The sequence below is a fragment of the Photobacterium sp. GB-210 genome (genome assembly GCF_003026075.1).
Lineage (GTDB): Bacteria > Pseudomonadota > Gammaproteobacteria > Enterobacterales > Vibrionaceae > Photobacterium.
On record NZ_PYNU01000001.1, the window covers coordinates 523,702 to 542,303 of the forward strand.

The following is an 18,602-nucleotide window of genomic DNA, read 5'->3' on the forward strand; positions in this document are numbered from 1 at the left end:
AGGAATTGTTGACACCTAAGTGTAAACTCATATTAATACCTATATTTTTGTTTGTGGTATGAGTTGAAATTGAAGAATTAAGTCATTGCTTTTTGTTGTTGTTATTCTGATAAGCCGAATGTTTCGAACTTAACAATGGAAAGTTTATATTGAGAAGGCGTAAAGAATGAGACTACAGGTATTTTGTGAAGATCGGGTTGGAATGACTCGCGAGCTACTCGATATTCTGACTAGTCAGGAGATTGATCTTCGAGGGATTGAAATTGATCGCATTGGTATCATTTATCTCAATTGTCCTGAAATTGAATTTGAACAGTTTAGTCATCTAATGTCGCAAATAAGACAGTTAGATGGCGTAACAGATGTAAGAAAAATAAATTTCATGCCGAGTGAACGTGAACATACAGAGCTTTCTGCATTACTTCAAACCTTGCCTGATCCCTTTTTTTCCATCGATTTAAACGGAAAAATTGATTTTGCCAATCAAGCCGCTGAAAGGTTATTGGCTCATCATCAGGGATCACTTTATCACGAAAATGTTCATACGCTCTTTGGCTTTAATGTTCAGCGTTGGTTAGAAACAAAACAGGCTGAAAAACATACTGAGATGGTGGTGATTGCAGGTTTAGATTACCAAATGGAAGTCATGCCTGTTTATATTAACGATGAAACCGATATACCTGTTTTTGCCAGTGCTCTTATTCTTCTAAAATCACTGTCTGAAGCAACCATGCCGATTGTGACTCGCCAGTTAGATGGCGACAGTGGTTTTGAGCATTTAGTCGGGCAATCATCGCGTTTTAAGCATTTATTAGCTCAAGCGAAAAAGTTGGCTTTATTAGATGCACCGTTATTGATCCAAGGTGAGACAGGAACAGGCAAAGAAATGTTGGCCCGTGCATGTCACCAACGTTCTATACGACGAGAGAAACCATTTTTAGTTGTAAACTGCGTATCTATGCCTGATAACGCCGCCGAAACTGAGCTATTTGGTTTTGCTGGCAGTACAACAGAGCCAAGTAAAAAAGGTATTTTTGAGCAAGCGGATGGTGGTACTGTTTTCTTGTATGAAATTGGTGAGATGTCAAAACATCTACAAATAAAATTACTACGCTTTTTACAAGATGGTACATTCCGACGCGTGGGTGAGGAAGCTGAGAAAAAGGTTAATCTTCGCGTAATTTGCTCTACCCAGAAAAAGCTACCAGATTTAGTTGCATCAGGTGATTTCCGCGAAGACTTATATTATCGCTTAAATGTTCTTGCTTTGGTTGTTCCACCATTACGTGAAAGATCGGCAGATATAGTACCGTTAGCTGAATTATTTTTAACTCAGTTATCACAAGAATTACATCAGCCTAAACCTCAGCTATCTGAGGAGTTGGCAGAATACTTAAAGCAATATGCATGGCCTGGTAATATTCGCCAATTACGTAATGTGCTATTCCGTGCGATGACACAACTTGAGAATACGGTCATGACATCAGATGATGTACAGTTACCTGAAAATGAATCAAGTAGTATTATCAGTGATGAAATATTAGATGGTTCTCTTGATGAGATCATGAAACGTTATGAATCCGGTATTTTATCGAATCTTTATCGAAGTTACCCATCTACCCGCAAATTAGCGAAACGGTTAGGCGTATCACATACTGCCGTTGCTAATAAATTACGAGAATATGGTTTAAGTAAGCGTAGCTAATTACTGTGGATATAAAAGAAAAAGAGATAATATTTATTATCTCTTTTTTATGATCTCGAAAATCAATCTAGTATTGGCGTTATGCTATTTCATGTTGTGGTTCTTTAATAAGAATGGCTTTACCTGACTCTAATGCAAGTAATAGCTCTACCATTTCAGCACCATAACGATAGCCGCAAAGATTTTGATTGCTATTAAGTACACGGTGACAAGGGATAATGATAGGAATAGGATTTACATTCTTTGCCATGCCTATAGCTTGGCTTGCAGCTGAATTGCCAATATCAAGCGCGATTTGTTCGTAACTGGATGTTTCACCGAAGGGAATATCAGCAATAGCATGCCATATTTGCTGTTGAAACATCGTTCCTTGAGGAGCGAGAGGGAAGGTAAAGCGTTTACGTGAGCCTAAGAGATATTCTTTTAGTTGCCTAATGAAGGGTCTCATAAAAGAGGGGTTATGCTGCCATGACTCATCAGGGTAATAGCCAGGACTATTGACAGTTAACCTTCTTAAGCCTTGATGGTCGGCTAGCAACATAATGCTGCCTAGTTCAGTTTCTATACAATCGTAATACATCCATAACTCACTAAATGCGTTAGTAATTAATAACATTGCTAAGCTAAGATTAACAGATAACAGTTTGATAACATATAACAATATGTTTATTAGTTATGCTAATCTTACGACAATGCTCAGCACCTCTTATTAACATCCTTGTGTCGAGGTAATAGTTTGTTCCATTCAATTATAAACCGTTCATCCACAATTGCGCTTGATGATATAAAAATTAGGCTTATTTCTAGTCAGGATGTGGCAAAGATAACAACGTATTATCAAAAAAATCGTGATTTTCTCAAAGCCTGGGAGCCGATGCGTAATGAATTGTTTTATTCAGAGCTGGGTTGGCAAAAAAGAGTCGAACAAATAGCTACCTTACATCGTCATGAAATGGCATTTTATTTTGTGATTGAAGACCGAAGCACTGACGATATTATTGGCGTGATTAACTACAGTAATTTAGTGAAATTTCCTTTTCATGCGTGTCATGTTGGCTACTCCCTTGATCAAGACTACCAAGGGCGAGCTATTATGCGTCGGGCATTAAAAGAGACGGTGAACTGGATGTTCGAAGTAAAAGGTTTTCATCGCATTATGGCCGCCTACATGCCACATAACAAAAGAAGTGCCAGCGTACTACATTCAGTGGGTTTCGAAAAAGAAGGTCTAGCAAAAGCGTACTTATTAATTGATGGAAAGTGGCAAGATCATGTTCTAACTTCATTGATTAATCAGCAGTGGACTGCGCCAGTTACGTGGTCAGCGCCTTAAAAATAAGTAATAAAAAAGGCAACGCGAACGTTGCCTTTTAGTGCGTTTTTGTACGAGATAAATAGATTACTCGACAGTTAGAATACGCATATTGTTAGTTGAACCAATGGTATCCATCACATCACCTTGAGTGATGATCACAAGATCGCCCACTTTAACAAATCCAGCATCACGAAGTACATCTAACGCATGTTTTGCCGCTTCTAAACCAGCATCGCTATCACGATTGAAAAATACAGGTGTTACGCCACGGTATAATGAAGCTTGGTTTAAGGTATTTTCGTTACGAGATAGTGCGAAAATGGGTAAACCGGAGGTAATGCGCGACATCATCAACGGTGTACGACCCGATTCAGTCATTGCAACCATCGCTTTTACGCCTTCCATGTGGTTTGCAGCATACATGGTTGACATTGCAATCGTTTCTTCAGGCGATGAGAAGAATCGATCTAAACGGTGGTTAGACACGTTAATACTAGGCTCTTTTTCTGCGCCTAAACAAACACTTGCCATTGCTTTTACAGTTTCTTCAGGAAATTGTCCCGCAGCCGTTTCCGCGGAAAGCATGACGGCATCGGTACCATCTAGTACAGCGTTAGCAACATCCATAACTTCTGCACGTGTTGGCATTGGGCTAGTGATCATGGATTCCATCATTTGTGTTGCTGTAATCACCGTACGGTTTAAGCTACGAGCACGGCGAATCAGTTTCTTTTGCACACCAACGAGTTCAGGATCGCCGATTTCAACACCAAGATCACCACGAGCAACCATAACAACGTCAGATGCAAGGATGATATCGTCCATTGCTTCGGTTGTTGCTACCGCTTCAGCACGTTCAACTTTAGCGACTAATTTTGCATTTAGGCCTGCTTCAGTGGCTAATCGGCGCGCATATTTCATGTCTTCGCCATTACGTGGGAATGATACGGCAAGATAATCAACGCCCATTGCCGCAGCTGTTAAAATGTCGGCTTTATCTTTATCTGTTAGGGCTTCTGCTGAAAGGCCGCCGCCTTTTTTGTTAATGCCTTTGTTATTTGATAATGGGCCGGCGACTGTCACTTCAGTGTGTACTTTATTACCTTCAACAGCTGTTACTTTTAATTGTACACGGCCATCATCTAATAGCAGGATGTCACCTGTTGTCACATCTTTAGGTAATTCTTTGTAGTCGAGACCGACAGCAAACTGATCGCCTTCGCCTTTAGGTAGATCACTATCAAGGGTAAATTTATCACCAATAGCAAGCTGGATTTTATCTTCTTTAAACGTAGATACGCGAATTTTAGGGCCTTGTAAATCACCTAGAATTGCTACGTTTTTACCAAGCTTAGCTGCAATTTCACGTACTTGCTTAGTGCGTTGGATATGATCTTCTGGGCTGCCGTGAGAGAAATTCATACGTACAACATTGGCACCTGCCGCGATGATTTTTTCAAGGTTATTATCACGATCAGTTGCAGGACCTAAAGTGGTTACAATTTTTGTACGTCTTAGGCGTTCAGTCATGTGAAACTCCAATTTATAGAAACGAGCTTTATTGAGCACTTGGTTTGAGAGTGATGATTACCAAGTCGGCAATAAAACATGAGATAGTTTTGATACCATATCTCGCAGATTTTGCTTAATGATGTATATCAAAAGACAATGAACTGTCACTTTTGTTATTCATTTTTGTTGTAACAAAAAATATGTAATGAAAACGTTGCGAATAAAAAAGCGAAGCTAAGGCTTCGCTTTTAAAGTGTTACAGCGTTGAACTGTCTTTAGAAAAGCGGGAGTCTTTCAGCGATTCTTTTACGCGCTTTAAGTTATCTCTAAACCCTGCACCACGACGAAGAGTAAACCCTGTTGCTAACACATCAATAACGGTCATTTGTACAACACGGCTCGCCATTGGCATGTAAATATCAGTGTCTTCTGGTACGTCTAGGCAAATAGATAAGGAGCATTCACGTTCTAACGGTGAATCTTTTGCCGTAATACCAATAACCGTTGCTCCATTAGCACGCGCCATTTGTGCAATTTCAACCAAACTTTTAGTGCGACCTGTGTGAGATATAACCACGACGACATCGCCATCAGAGCAGTTAATCACGCTCATGCGTTGCATCACAATATCATCAAAACAGACAATAGGAATGTTGAAACGGAAAAACTTATTTTGCGCATCGTGAGCGACGGATGCAGAAGCGCCTAAACCAAAGAAAGAGATTTTTTTTGCTTGTGTTAACAGATCGACAGCGCGGTTGATCTGCATTGTATCAAGACTATTTTTTGCGACATCTAAACACGCCATTGTTGATTCGAAAATTTTAGCGGTATAGGCATCTGGCCCATCCGTTTCTTCAACATTACGATTTACATAAGGCGTACCATTCGCAAGGCTTTGCGCTAAATGTAATTTAAAGTCAGGGAATCCTTTAGTATCTAAGCGACGGCAAAAGCGGTTAACGGTCGGTTCACTAACATCCGCCATTTTGGCAAGTGTTGCGATACTTGAGTGGATAGCTGTTTGTGGGGAGGCAATAATAACTTCGGCGACTTTACGCTCTGATTTACTGAAGTGTTCTAAGTTATTTTGTATTTTTTCTATGGTGTTCATAGCTAATAATGCACTTCGTTATTGAATTTCATTTGTAGCAAACTTGTCATCAAGATGCTTGTTTAATGAAACTATACTACTTAATTTTGACTATCTCCTAGCTAATCAGCGCTTTTTTAAGGCTAATTTTATTAGTTTTTGACAGGGATCGACTTTTGGCTTTCAGTTTTGAAACTCTATTCGATGAATAATTACAAAAAAAGAGCGGATACAGAAACTTTGTGTGTATTCCTTTCATATTTAAGGCGTTATTTTACAAAGTGAAAAATTATACTGATGTAATTTGTTATCATTTTTAATTAGAAACTTAAAGCTTCAAGCCATTGGTGTTATTTTTCTTATATGGATTTGATGTAATTTGAGGCTGAAAAATGAATATTGCTATATGCGGTTGTGGTTGGCTTGGTTTGCCCTTAGCAAAGGCATTATATAAAAAAGGCCATAACGTTTACGGTACAAAAAGAAATGAGAGAGAAGCGAATGCTTTAAGTGCATATGGCATACATGGGGTGCCAATGCAGTTACCATTAACAGAAGATGTTCAAGTATCATCTTTAGCAACGATGTTAGCAAGTGATGTGATGGTGATTAATATTGCTGCTGGTCGCAATAGTATTGATAAAGAGCAGCATTATCAGAATGTGTTATCCCTTTCTAACGCGGCTTATCAATCAGGATGTCAGCGCATTATATTTATTAGTACAACGTCAGTTTATGATGGACGTAAAGGCCGTGTGGCTGAAGACGATGATGTGATGCCATTAACCGATTCTGCTTTGACACATGTGAAGATTGAAAATAGTTTGCGTACTCAATGGGGTGATCAATTAACGATAGTGCGGTTATCGGGGCTGATTGGTGAAGACCGTCATCCTGTCAAATTTTTAGCGGGTAGAAACGCTTTAAAAGGAGGCAGTAATCCCGTTAATCTTATTCACCTAGAAGACTGTGTTGCAGCGATAGTAAGGTTGGTTGGTATCAAAGATAGTATGCCTGTCTTACATTTAGCGTCTGATTTTCACCCTACACGTAGTAAGTATTATACTCAGATGGCGAAGCAATTATCATTGCCATTGCCGGAGTTTTTACCTGATGATGAAAGTAGTACTGCAAAAGTGATTGATGCAGCGAAGACATTAACGAATCTAGGTTATGTTCTTAAACATAGAGATTTGATGCTGTCTAAATAGATAAAAAAAAACGCTGAACAACAGTTCAGCGTAAAAATATGCAATTAAAGGATAATTGCAGTGGCAATAAGGAGTATTGGAAGAAGTTCGACGGCCAGTTAAACAATTCTCACCAATATTATGGATTCTATATATTCAGACTTTGAATTTTAGGTTTGGTTCAAAACTTTTAAAAAAAATAGTTTTCAGGCAAAAAAACACACAACAATACCGTTTTGAGTGCTTAAGTCATCTGAATAGATAAAAAAAATCCCATTAAAAATGTTTTAATGGGATAAAAAGTTCCGTAAATTTTACAAAAAGTTCAGCAGTAGTGGACATCTAACATAAATAAAAAACTTTAAAATACTGATTCAAAACCAAAGGCATAGTAGGTTTTATTATGAATCATACTAGTAAGACTAACGAAATTAAGGTTAGTTCAATAAAAGTGAAAAAAAAGTCATCTTTTTTTATGGTGGCCGTCAAAGACCTTTTTTACAAAAAAAAGCCCACAAAAATAGTGGGCAAACTAAAAATTACAATTAGGAGTTAAAGCAGTAGTGGCATTTACAATGATAAAAATTGTTGAAACATGTTTGTTTTGCGAAATCTTTATCAATCTGAATACATTATTTAAGACTCAGGATTTTAAAAAAGGTTCCTAAGTTTTCGAATATTTTTAGTATTAAAATATCGAGATTACTTAATGTATTGATTTTTAAATAATATCCACACTGCTTTGTTCTGTTTAGGCCGTCACTTTTGTGTTTAGCATTTCATTGTCTTCTTTTTTGACAGATGCCACAGCTTTGACTGCTGGATTCTTTGTTAGCAGCGAAAACACAAATGCAATTCCCATGATAATTGCCGAGTAGAAATAAGCGAGGTTGTAATTACCTGTGGTATCAACAGCAACTGCGGCGATAACGGGGCCAATGAAACCACTGACACCCCATGCTGTGTATACGACACCATAGTTTGTACCGTAGTTTTTCAAACCATAGAAACCTGCTGTTAGTGATGGAAATACTGCCGGTAAGGTTCCATAACACAAGCCCGCTGTCGCCATACCGATGATAAGACTAATATGGCTTGTGTAATGAGGGAACAACATCATATTGGCAATAGATAACATAAATGATAACGATAATGTTTTAAGACCACCAATTTTGTCGCATAGCACGCCAGCAAGCACACGGCCTGATGTATTAAATAAAGCTAGAATAACAACAAGGTGAGCGGCATCCGTCATACCTGCTTGTGCTGAAGCGATAGAGGTAATATTACCAATGATCATTAAACCTGTTGATGATGCACAAAGGTACATAACCCAAATACTATAAAACTGCGTCGTTTTGAGCATAGCAGTCCAACACATTTCTTTTTGTGGCACCGCTACTTTCTTATCCGTCTGTTTAGATGAAGCGATAGGTACGTAATGAGAAGGTGGATTGGTAATGGTAAATGCTAATGGTGTTGCAATACATAAAAGAGCAATACCTAAAATAATAAAACTATAGCTAATACCGTAACTTCCAATTAATGATGTAATTAATGGAGCAAGATAAACACCAGCAAGGCCAAAGCCCGCAGCGATAAGGCCATTTACAAGCCCGCGTTTTGAAGGATGGAACCATTTCATTGCTGCAGGGCTTAAACAAGCATAACCAAAACCAATACCGCCACCGGCAAGAATACCAAAGGTAAAAATAAGTTGAGTCGGGTTTGTGATGTAACCGGATGCAATTAAACCTAAACCAGAACAAATCGTGCCTGCGATTAATACACGCTTAGGGCCAAATTTATCTTGTAAAATACCCGCTAAAAGAAGAGTTATAGAGAAAGTAATAATAGCGACAGTATAAGGAAGAGATGCTTCTGAGTTTGTCCATCCTAAATCAACAACTAGCGCTTTTTTAAATACACTCCAAGTAAATAGAATACCAATACATAAATTAATACAAAAACCAGCAATAAGAATTTGCTTTGCTCTATCAAACATGAATTTCTCTCAAATGATATTTATATGGTGAAAAACCAAATAAATAGATCGTAGTAATATATATCTTTATTAAATATTACCCGTTAATACTGTGTGGGAATTCTAGCGATAAAAATAATGATGGCAAGTTAAAATGTAACTAAATATTAAATAAATTAGGAGGTTGATTTAAAACGATTTTTTTGTTTAATTTTCGGAGAAATAAAAGCGAGCAAACCTCTATTTGTATTATGTATTACAAATTGGGTGTTGGTTTATTTTAATCGTTAAACAAAATCTATAACCATTCTTAATTATAATTAACAGAACTAAAAATAAAGATACTTAGATATCCTGTTATGTTTTAATTTAATTGATTAATTATTTTTAGTGATAGTTATTTATATAAGTAGCTAAAGTAATTGTTATTATTATTCGTATCGTGGAGTTGTATGTAAAAGTGAGTCGTTTCGTCGCTTTTATAAATGATATGTGTCTAGATATTAATAGGTGAGTTTAAAAAATAAGAGGGCAACTTAGCAAAAGTCAGCAAGGAAATAAAACCTACTCCAATAACAGGAGTAGGCTATGAAGGAAAATCTTCAACAAAAAAGTAGTGGCATGTAGTCAGACTCAATCGATGTGTTTAAGTTCCGCGAATATATGCTTTTTTCGATTCTATTTTATTAATTATTAACCTTGGTTATGGTGGTTTGTTTTAACTTGTTGATATTTAATGTCTAATTTTTACTTTATCTGTCTTTAAGAGCTATTGAAATTTCACCTCTCAAAATGAGATAGCAAACTTGTTAAAAGTGTTAACGAGTTGTAGTATTTAAACATGTGTTTAATACGGGTGAATGAAAATGGCTGGAAAAGGTGAAACTAAAAGTCGCATTCTAGATGCCGCTGAGCTGTTATTTGCCGAGCATGGTTTTAACGAAACGTCGCTGCGGACCATAACAAGTAAAGCTGGAGTCAATCTTGCTTCTGTTAATTACCATTATGGTGATAAGAAAACATTGGTACGTGCAGTACTCAGCCGTTACCTTGATATTTTTATGCCAGCGTTGCAAAGTGAATTAGAAAGACTCTTAACCCGTGATGATTTTACGATGGAAGATGTCTTTCACTGTACTAAGTCACCGTTAGTTAGCCTTAATGATTGTCGAACTAATGGTGCGACGGTTTTTATGTCATTACTAGGGCGAGGTTATACTGACGTACAGGGACATTTACGGTGGTTTATTGTTACCCGTTACGACAAAGTCCTCTCTCTTTTTGTCACTGCCGTATGCCGTGCTAATCCATCCTTAGATCCAGAAACTCTTTTCTGGCGCTTACATTTCACATTAGGTGCATCAGTATTCACGATGGCATCAAGCGCTGCTTTATGTGAAATAGCAGAAAACGATTTTTCGAATCATGTGAAAACTGAAGATTTAATTGATCGTCTTGTTCCTTATCTCGCAGCAGGGGTTGGGGCGCCAATAGAAACGAATATTTCTCTGGTTAAGCAAGTCTAAAACTAAATAACGAATGTATACCTACGTAGTCATTATAAAAATAATCGAAGCAAAAGGATCTGAACTATGAGCACTTTATCTGTAATGCGAAAACGATATCTCAGCGATCCCGCCTTTAAGGTGTTTAAAAAAGTGTTGCCACCGTTATCTGAAACAGAACGCGAGGCAATGGAAGCGGGAAGTGTATGGTGGGACGGTGAGTTATTTAGTGGGCAACCTAATTGGAATACCTTATTAACCTACCCTAAGCCAAAACTTACTGATGAAGAGCAAGTGTTTATCGACACTAAGCTAGAAACCTTATTGGCCATGATAAACGATTATCAGATTGTTCAAGAAGATAAAGATTTATCGCCAGAGGTGTGGCAGTACTTACGTGATGAAAAGTTTTTCTCGTTAATTATTGGTAAAGAATACGGCGGCCTTAATTTTTCAGCGCATGCGAATTCAACCATAGTTGCCAAAATTGCAACTCGGAGTTTGAGTGCTGCGGTAAGCGTCATGGTTCCTAATTCCCTAGGGCCGGGTGAATTATTGACTCATTACGGAACAGAAGAGCAGAAGAATTATTGGTTACCCCGTTTAGCTAACGGGAAAGATATTCCATGTTTTGCATTAACAGGGCCAGAAGCTGGCTCAGATGCCGGTAGTATTCCTGATGAAGGTATTGTTTGTTATGGCGAGCATGAAGGTGAACAAGTATTAGGTTTACGCCTAACATGGAACAAGCGTTATATTACCTTGGCACCCGTTGCAACAGTATTAGGTCTGGCTTTCAAAATGAAAGATCCTGATGGTCTGCTTGGTGATAAAAAAGAATTAGGGATCACCTGTGCATTAATTCCCGCCGATCATTCTGGTGTTGAAATTGGTGAACGCCATGACCCATTAAATATGGCTTTTATGAATGGACCTACACGTGGTAATGATGTGTTCATTCCAATGGATTGGCTAATAGGTGGTCAAGAATATGCAGGAAAAGGTTGGCGCATGCTGGTGGAGTGTTTATCAGCAGGTCGTGGTATTTCCCTTCCAGCATTAGGGGCTGCCTTTGGCCATTTAACATCGAAAACGACAGGCGCATATTCCATTGTTCGTAAGCAATTTGGTACTTCAATTGGTAATTTTGAAGGTGTTGCACAAGCTTTAGGTCGAATTGGTGGTTATACCTATATGCTAGAAGCGGCTCGTACCTTAACCACGACGTCATTAGATATGGGGCAAACCCCTGGGATAGTTACAGCGATTGCCAAATACCATATGACTGAAATGGGCCGAACGATCCTCAATGATTCAATGGATGTGCATGCTGGTCGTGCTATTCAGCTTGGTCCAATGAACTATTTAGGCCATCACTACTTTGGTATGCCAGTTGCAATCACAGTTGAAGGCGCGAATATTCTAACTCGAAACCTAATGATTTTTGGTCAAGGTGCAACACGTTGTCACCCTTATGTACTGAGTGAAATGGAAGCCGCTGCCAATCCAGATGAACAGCAAGGTGAAAAAGACTTCGATAAGTTGCTATCAAAACATATAGGCTTTGCTATTGGTAATGTCAGCAAATCATTACTGAATGCATTTTCTGGATCTCGTTTTAATCGAGTACCAGTGAGTGGTGAAACTGCACCTTATTATCGTCAGTTAGCAAGAATGTCTAAGGCATTGGCGGTGAGTGCGGATTTTGCGATGTTAAGCCTTGGTGGTGAGTTAAAACGTCGTGAATTAGTCTCTGCACGTTTAGGCGATGTTTTAAGTCATCTTTATTTAGCGTCGGCAGTATTAAAACGCTATGAAGACGAAGGACGTCAACAGCAAGATTTATCAATGGTGAAATATGGTGTAGAACATTGTTTACATCAGTGTGGTATTGCTTTTAATGATGTGTTTAATAACTTCCCTCGTAAAGGAGTTGGACGTCTATTACGTACCATTAATTTTCCGTTAGGCATTCATTACCATGCACCATCAGATGTAATAGCTATCGATATTGCAGAAGCATTAATGACTCCTGGTGTACATCGTGAGCGATTAACACACCTTTGCTATGTTGGTAATAAAGAGGATGATCCTGTTGCGATTATGGAACGTGCTTTTTTAGCTATGCACGAGATCAAACCTTTAGAGCGTAAACTGATGAAAGCAACACGTAGAGGTGAGATCCCGCGCAAAGCTTCATTAACAAATAAATTACAAGTTGCATTAGATGTGGGAATAATCACAGAAGCAGAGAAGAAAAAAATAGAAAATGCTGAACAGCTAAGACAAAAAGCGGTTCAAGTTGATCATTTTTGTGCAGACCATTTTAAAAAAGCTCGCATACTACCAGGAAAAGCAGCTTAGGTAGCTTAGTTAGTGATATATAAACCTGGAATCTCCCATGTGCCACGCTTAGCGTGGCACTTTTTTTGACCAGAAATATCTGTAACACCTCCAACCACTACGGTTTTTATCATTTTCTGTCATAAATTTAATGCGATTTTGACGCTAACCTTTTATCCTATCAACAACTATGTAAGGGAAGTTGAAGATGATCATCAAACCTAAAACTCGTGGATTTATTTGTACAACAACGCACCCAGTGGGTTGTGAAGAGAACGTAAAAGAGCAAATTGCTTACACAAAAGCACAAGGTCCCATTGCGAACGCACCTAAGCGTGTGCTAGTCGTTGGTTCATCAAGTGGTTATGGCCTATCGTCTCGTATTGCTGCGGCATTCGGTGGTGGTGCTGCAACTATTGGTGTGTTCTTTGAAAAACCAGGTACAGAGAAAAAACCAGGTACTGCAGGTTGGTATAACTCAGCAGCATTTGACAAGTTTGCGAAAGAAGAAGGTCTTTATTCAAAAAGCTTGAATGGTGATGCTTTCTCTAACGAAGCAAAACAAAAAACCATTGACTTGATCAAAGAAGATCTTGGTCAGGTTGATATGGTGATTTACTCACTTGCATCACCTGTACGTAAATTACCTGAAACAGGTGAAGTTATTCGCTCATGCTTAAAACCAATGGGTGAGACGTACACAGCAACAGCAGTAGATACCAATAAAGATGTATTAATCGAAGCAAGTATTGAGCCAGCTACAGAGCAAGAAGTTGCAGATACTGTAACGGTAATGGGCGGCCAAGATTGGGAACTTTGGATTGATGCTCTATCTGATGCAGGTGTTTTAGCCGATGGTTGTAAGACGGTTGCTTATAGCTACATCGGTACTGAAATTACTTGGCCAATCTATTGGCACGGTGCGCTAGGTCAAGCGAAGATGGATCTTGATCGTGCAGCAAAAGAGCTAAACGAGAAGCTAGCGAAAACTGGCGGTTCTGCAAATGTTGCTGTGCTTAAGAGTGTGGTCACGCAAGCTAGCGCAGCAATTCCTGTTATGCCACTTTATATTGCGATGGTATTTAAGAAGATGCGTGAAGAAGGTGTACACGAAGGTTGTATGCAGCAGATTTTACGTATGTTCAATCAACGCTTATTTAAAGCAGATGGCATGGCACCTGAAGTTGATGGCGAAAACCGTCTACGTCTAGATGATTGGGAACTTCGCGAAGATATCCAGAAACATTGTCGTGATTTATGGCCAAACGTAACCAATGAAAACTTATTTGATGTCGCTGACTATCAGCAATATAAAGATGAGTTTTTAAAGCTATTTGGTTTTGGTATTGACACTGTTGATTATGATGCAGATGTGAATCCGGTTGTTGAATTTGATGTGAAAGACATCTAATTCACAACAAAATAAAAAAACCGCCGAAAGGCGGTTTTTTTATTATATTGTTTTGATTCATCAAGTTAATCTATTTGTTATTTTTTTTGTTTATGCATCCAACCACATTGGTTGCAGAGATAAATTCTTCTAATGTAAAACTTATGCCATAGTTTTCGCTTTATTCTTCCCACATCAAAACTAGCACATTTTTCGCACTGCATTTATTAACTCTCCTAGCTATTAATAAATTACTAGTGATAGTTTTAAATATTATAAAATTAATGTCTACCAATGACTGTCAAATTTTTGGCGTTTCAGCAATGTACATTCAATTATTCGGTTTACCATAAATTTCTAATATTTATCAGTCATTAAGTTTTGGCAGTGTAATAATAAATGCAGCCCCTTCTAATGGCGAATCTTCAACATAGATCGTTCCTTGATAGCTATCGATAATTTCATTACATACCGATAAACCAATACCTTGGCCTGGGTTTAGCTGATCTGAACGTACCCCTCGTTGAAATATCGCTTCTCTCATATCAAGCTTTACACCTGGACCGTCATCTTCAATCTTAATGGTAAAGTGAGTGTTGGTTTCTATCACAGTAATATGCACTTGGCTGATACAAAAACGGAATGAGTTCTCAAGCATATTGCCAAATAATTCCATTAAATCATCTTTATTTAGCGGCAACATAATATCTTCATTGAAGTGATAATGCAGTTTAGCTTGTTTATCCGCATAAATTTTGCCAAGCATTAAGCTAAGGCTATTCACAACCGGCATTAATTGAGAATTACTTTTTTGTAGCCCTTGCTGACCTACCATTGCCCGTTTTAACTGATATTGGACAAGATCATCCATTTGGCTGATTTGCTCCATAATACGTTGATTTAGCTCGTGGCGCTCTAACGTTTTATCATCCAATAATGCATTTGTTGCCGCTAAACGGGTTTTTAAACTATGAGCAAGATCATCCATCGCATGGCGGTAACGTCCTTTTTGATCACTACTTATACGGTTTAATCGGTTAACTGCTTTAGTGACTTCTTGCAGCTCCATTGGGTAATCATTATCGAGTTTTTCTCGTTTCGCTTCCGCCATTTGATCGAGTTGAGAGGCTAACTTGCGTAACGGCTGAAATCCCCAGTGAAAGGCGGCAATGAGAAATGCAACAGCAATAAGTACAAAAAGACCGAGATAAAATGCGGTACGTTGATGGAGTTTTTCTAATGATTTTTCATAATCATTTGCTGAACGTAATACAACGAGTTGATAAATGTTGCCATTTTCTTTATCTCGACTGAGGTTATAAGCGATATAGCCTTTGTTATCACCCATTTTTATAAGGGTAGGCGTCGGTATATTTTCAGGCAAATAACGACAAACATTTTTTAAATTCGCTTTATTGGCTTCATGAGATAACCATGTGGTGTTATCAGCTTGATCACACACGACGGCAATATAATCGGTGTCTGATGGGTCAAGAGAATCAATCCACTTATCAACATCTTTGATTAAGCCAGCACGATTAAGTTGAGCAACCACCATTGGCATTTGAGCGACAAGCTCTGAAGAGTATGAAGCCATATAGCTTTGAGAATAAAGCTTATTAATCACACCAGCTAAGGCCGATGTGACTAAAGCAATAATAGCGACAGAGGTGATTAAAACTCGACGTCTTAAACGCGGCTGTATAAGTTTATTCATTGGGCATTAAGTTCAAAAATATACCCTTGACCACGAATGGTTGATATTGGGTTATCTTGACCTGTTTTAGTGAATTTTTTACGTAAACGACTAATCATAACTTCGATTGTATTTGGATCACCTTCTTGATCTTCATATAACACATCGAGTAGGCGTTGTTTTGATACAACCTGACGGCTATGGCGCATGAGATATTCAAGTAAGTCATATTCAAAAGCGGTTAACTCTAATAATGTTTCATGAACATAAACTTGTTTCGCGAGGAGATCTACACGGATATCACCTGCGGTCATTTCCGGCTTTACAAAACCAGCGCTTCGGCGAACGAGTGCACTTAAGCGAGCAACCATTTCTTCTTTTTGGAATGGCTTAACGAGGTAGTCATCAGCACCAGCTTCAAGGCCTGTTACTTTGTCTTGCCAATTTGAACGCGCAGTAAGAATAAGAATGGGAAGACGAAGCCCCTTTTTACGCATGTCTTTAATTAAACTAATCCCATCGCGGTCGGGTAAACCAATATCAACAATCGCAATATCATTGGGGTAGTTTTCAGCAAAGAATAAACCTTCTTCTGCCGTATTTGCACACTGAACTTGGTTGCCTAATTCACTGAGTTGAGATTTTAAGTGATGGCTAAGGATTGCATCGTCTTCGACAATAAGAATTCGCATAAATTAAAGCACCCAAGGTTGCTGATTATAGTTATAAATATCTATGGTACGAAATATTGCAATTATCCGCATTATTTATCATTGCCATAAACTTAATATTTGAGCGTTATAGCAGAATGGGTATTTATAAGTCAGATTGCTATGTGTGCTATTAACTAAATAAAAGGTTTGATTAATAACAAATTAACGCTACAGGTCTTAGTGTAGGTATCTTGACTGAATAGGGGCTGACTCATAAGAGAACTCATTAGCCAGCCCTTATTAGAAAGAGCAGCATTCAAGCCAATAATTACTTTAGAATAATAATTAACGTACCTGCAATAGTGAGCAATACGTTGGCGATAGCATAAGTACCTGCATAACCTAAAGCAGGAATAGTACTACGCGCATGAGCGTTGATCATATCCATAGCAGGGGCACAAGTACGCGCGCCTATGATGGCACCAAAAAGTAGTGCACGGTTCATTTTCAGTACATAAGCACCGAATAGATAGGCTAATACGACAGGGATCACACTCACCATTAAACTGGTGACAAAAACAGTTAAACCGATATGAGCAATGGATTCAAAAAGGTTAGAACCTGCACTTAAGCCGATACCAACCATAAAGACCATTAAGCCTAAATCTTTTGCCATATTTAACGCCCCTTGAGGGACATAACCAAAAGTTGGGTGGTTTGCACGTAAAAATCCAAGTGTAATACCTGCAATTAAAAGGCCTGCAGCACTACCTAAACCAAACGCAATATGACCAAATTTCATGGTAATTAAACCAAGCAGTAAACCTATGATGAAGAAACAACAAAAAGCTAATAAATCTGCAATCTGGCTGTGGATTGAAATAAAGCCAATACGTTCAGCTAAACCATGAACACGACTTTTCTCGCCACTAACTTGCAGAATATCACCTTTGTTTAACAGAATGTTGTGATCCATCGGCATTTCGATTTGAGCACGAACCACACGGTTTAAAAAACAGCCGTACTCTGACAGGTTCAATTCAGATAAACGTTTACCGGCAATACCATCGTTCTTTACCACGATTTCTTCTTCAATGATGCGAAGATCTAATAAATCACGATCAAACACTTCTTTACCATTACGGAAACTAGGATCAAGACGAGCGTGGCTGTCGGGGTAACCCACTAGCGCAATTTCATCACCTTCTTGTAAAATTGCATCACCATCAGGGTTAGCTAAAATACCGTTACGACGAACGCGTTCGATATAGCATCCTGTTTGGCGGTAGATACCTAACTCACGAAGGTTACGACCATCAATCCAATTAATCAGTTCAGGTCCAACACGGTATGCGCGAATAATGGGTAAATATACTTTTCGCTGTGCCACTTCACCAATACCACGTTCACGTGCGATCTGTTGTGATGATTCAGCTAGATTTTGTTTTTGTAGTGTAGGCATGAGCTTCGCGAGGAATATCAAGCTCACTAGACCTACTAAATAGGACATCGCATAACCAACACTTAAACTTTCTGTAAGCTGTTTAATCATTGTTGGATCGGTAATACCTGAAAGCCCAGTATTTAATGCGTCTTTAGCGCCCACTAATACTGGGGTTGCAGTTAATGACCCCGCCATTAAACCTGTCGCAAGGCCAATATCCATATGTAGATAATGTGCCATTGTCATGGTTATCGCGATGGAGGAAAGCAAAACGACGAGCGCAAGTAAAAGGTAGTGCTTACCGTCTCGAAAAAAGATGCCGAAAAAGTTTGGACCCGCTTCTATACCCACACAAAAAATAAACAGCATAAAGCCAATATTTAAAGCGTCAGTATCGAAAGTAAAACCAGCATTACCAAACAGCAGTGCTGTGACTAAAACGCCAATAGAATTACCTAAGCTCATCTTACCAAAGCGTATTTTGCCAATACTTAAACCTACGGCAAGAACAACAAAAAGTAATAGAATATCATTATGGTGTAGAAGTGCTGCTACATCAATGTTCACAACAGAATTTCCGACAATAGTGGAGAAGTAAGAGTTGTCAAATTCTAGCTGATTTTTGCAGACTGTTATAGCGTATATTCTAAAAAAATGTTGAAAGTTAGTATTAATAACTTCTGAGTGTGTATTCTTTATCTGAAGGGATAAAAGTGGAAATATAACGGATTACTGTACGTTAAAAATACTGTTCATTTACGTTGTCAGTTAG

Annotated in this window: 13 protein-coding genes; 6 read left to right on the plus strand and 7 right to left on the minus strand. The window is 38.4% G+C overall.

The window, feature by feature from the left end; genetic code table 11:
* Nucleotides 1-166 precede the first annotated feature (166 nt).
* Complete coding sequence (tyrR, locus tag C9J38_RS02450; RefSeq protein WP_107205715.1) at nucleotides 167-1,705, plus strand: transcriptional regulator TyrR; 1,539 nt, start codon at nucleotides 167-169, stop codon at nucleotides 1,703-1,705.
* A 79-nt stretch (nucleotides 1,706-1,784) separates the two neighbouring features.
* Here tyrR and C9J38_RS02455 read toward each other — a convergent pair whose 3' ends face one another.
* Nucleotides 1,785-2,366, minus strand: a complete 582-nt coding sequence (locus tag C9J38_RS02455; protein WP_181316921.1) for a methylated-DNA--[protein]-cysteine S-methyltransferase — start codon at nucleotides 2,364-2,366, stop codon at nucleotides 1,785-1,787.
* A 75-nt stretch (nucleotides 2,367-2,441) separates the two neighbouring features.
* On the opposite strand from C9J38_RS02455, the gene rimJ reads away from it, so the two are divergent.
* Nucleotides 2,442-3,038, plus strand: a complete 597-nt coding sequence (rimJ, locus tag C9J38_RS02460; RefSeq protein WP_107205716.1) for a ribosomal protein S5-alanine N-acetyltransferase — start codon at nucleotides 2,442-2,444, stop codon at nucleotides 3,036-3,038.
* A gap of 66 nt (nucleotides 3,039-3,104) precedes the next feature.
* Here rimJ and pyk read toward each other — a convergent pair whose 3' ends face one another.
* Together pyk and C9J38_RS02470 are read right to left on the minus strand one after the other, a co-directional pair.
* On the minus strand, nucleotides 3,105-4,550 hold the full coding sequence (gene pyk, locus C9J38_RS02465) for a pyruvate kinase (RefSeq protein WP_107205717.1): 1,446 nt from the start codon (nucleotides 4,548-4,550) through the stop codon (nucleotides 3,105-3,107).
* Nucleotides 4,551-4,788: 238 nt separating this feature from the next.
* Nucleotides 4,789-5,646: a MurR/RpiR family transcriptional regulator gene (locus C9J38_RS02470; RefSeq protein ID WP_005367039.1), complete on the minus strand. Its 858-nt coding sequence runs from the start codon at nucleotides 5,644-5,646 to the stop codon at nucleotides 4,789-4,791.
* Between the two features lie 371 nt (nucleotides 5,647-6,017).
* On the opposite strand from C9J38_RS02470, the gene C9J38_RS02475 reads away from it, so the two are divergent.
* Entirely contained in the window at nucleotides 6,018-6,836 is an 819-nt protein-coding gene (locus C9J38_RS02475; RefSeq protein WP_107205718.1) for a sugar nucleotide-binding protein, read from the plus strand.
* A gap of 730 nt (nucleotides 6,837-7,566) precedes the next feature.
* On the opposite strand, the gene C9J38_RS02480 is transcribed toward C9J38_RS02475, so the two are convergent.
* The gene (locus C9J38_RS02480) at nucleotides 7,567-8,820 is read right to left on the minus strand and encodes an OFA family MFS transporter (RefSeq protein WP_107205719.1); all 1,254 of its coding nucleotides are present in this window, start codon (nucleotides 8,818-8,820) and stop codon (nucleotides 7,567-7,569) included.
* 845 nt (nucleotides 8,821-9,665) lie between these two features.
* Between C9J38_RS02480 and C9J38_RS02485 the strand changes: the two genes are divergently transcribed.
* The 3 genes from C9J38_RS02485 to fabV all read left to right on the plus strand — a co-directional run bounded on the left by C9J38_RS02485 (nucleotide 9,666) and on the right by fabV (nucleotide 14,058).
* Nucleotides 9,666-10,325, plus strand: coding sequence for a TetR/AcrR family transcriptional regulator (locus tag C9J38_RS02485; RefSeq protein ID WP_107205928.1), 660 nt, complete (start codon nucleotides 9,666-9,668; stop codon nucleotides 10,323-10,325).
* Nucleotides 10,326-10,391: 66 nt separating this feature from the next.
* Complete coding sequence (locus C9J38_RS02490) at nucleotides 10,392-12,668, plus strand: acyl-CoA dehydrogenase (protein WP_107205720.1); 2,277 nt, start codon at nucleotides 10,392-10,394, stop codon at nucleotides 12,666-12,668.
* A 187-nt stretch (nucleotides 12,669-12,855) separates the two neighbouring features.
* Nucleotides 12,856-14,058, plus strand: coding sequence for an enoyl-ACP reductase FabV (gene fabV, locus C9J38_RS02495; protein WP_107205721.1), 1,203 nt, complete (start codon nucleotides 12,856-12,858; stop codon nucleotides 14,056-14,058).
* 346 nt (nucleotides 14,059-14,404) lie between these two features.
* On the opposite strand, the gene C9J38_RS02500 is transcribed toward fabV, so the two are convergent.
* The 3 genes from C9J38_RS02500 to C9J38_RS02510 form a co-directional block, all read right to left on the minus strand.
* On the minus strand, nucleotides 14,405-15,754 hold the full coding sequence (locus C9J38_RS02500; protein WP_107205722.1) for an ATP-binding protein: 1,350 nt from the start codon (nucleotides 15,752-15,754) through the stop codon (nucleotides 14,405-14,407).
* On the minus strand, nucleotides 15,751-16,425 hold the full coding sequence (locus tag C9J38_RS02505; protein ID WP_005367047.1) for a response regulator: 675 nt from the start codon (nucleotides 16,423-16,425) through the stop codon (nucleotides 15,751-15,753). Before C9J38_RS02505 ends, C9J38_RS02500 begins: the two co-directional genes overlap by 4 nt.
* Before the next feature lie 289 nt (nucleotides 16,426-16,714).
* Complete coding sequence (locus C9J38_RS02510; protein WP_045083035.1) at nucleotides 16,715-18,397, minus strand: aspartate:alanine antiporter; 1,683 nt, start codon at nucleotides 18,395-18,397, stop codon at nucleotides 16,715-16,717.
* Nucleotides 18,398-18,602 lie beyond the last annotated feature (205 nt).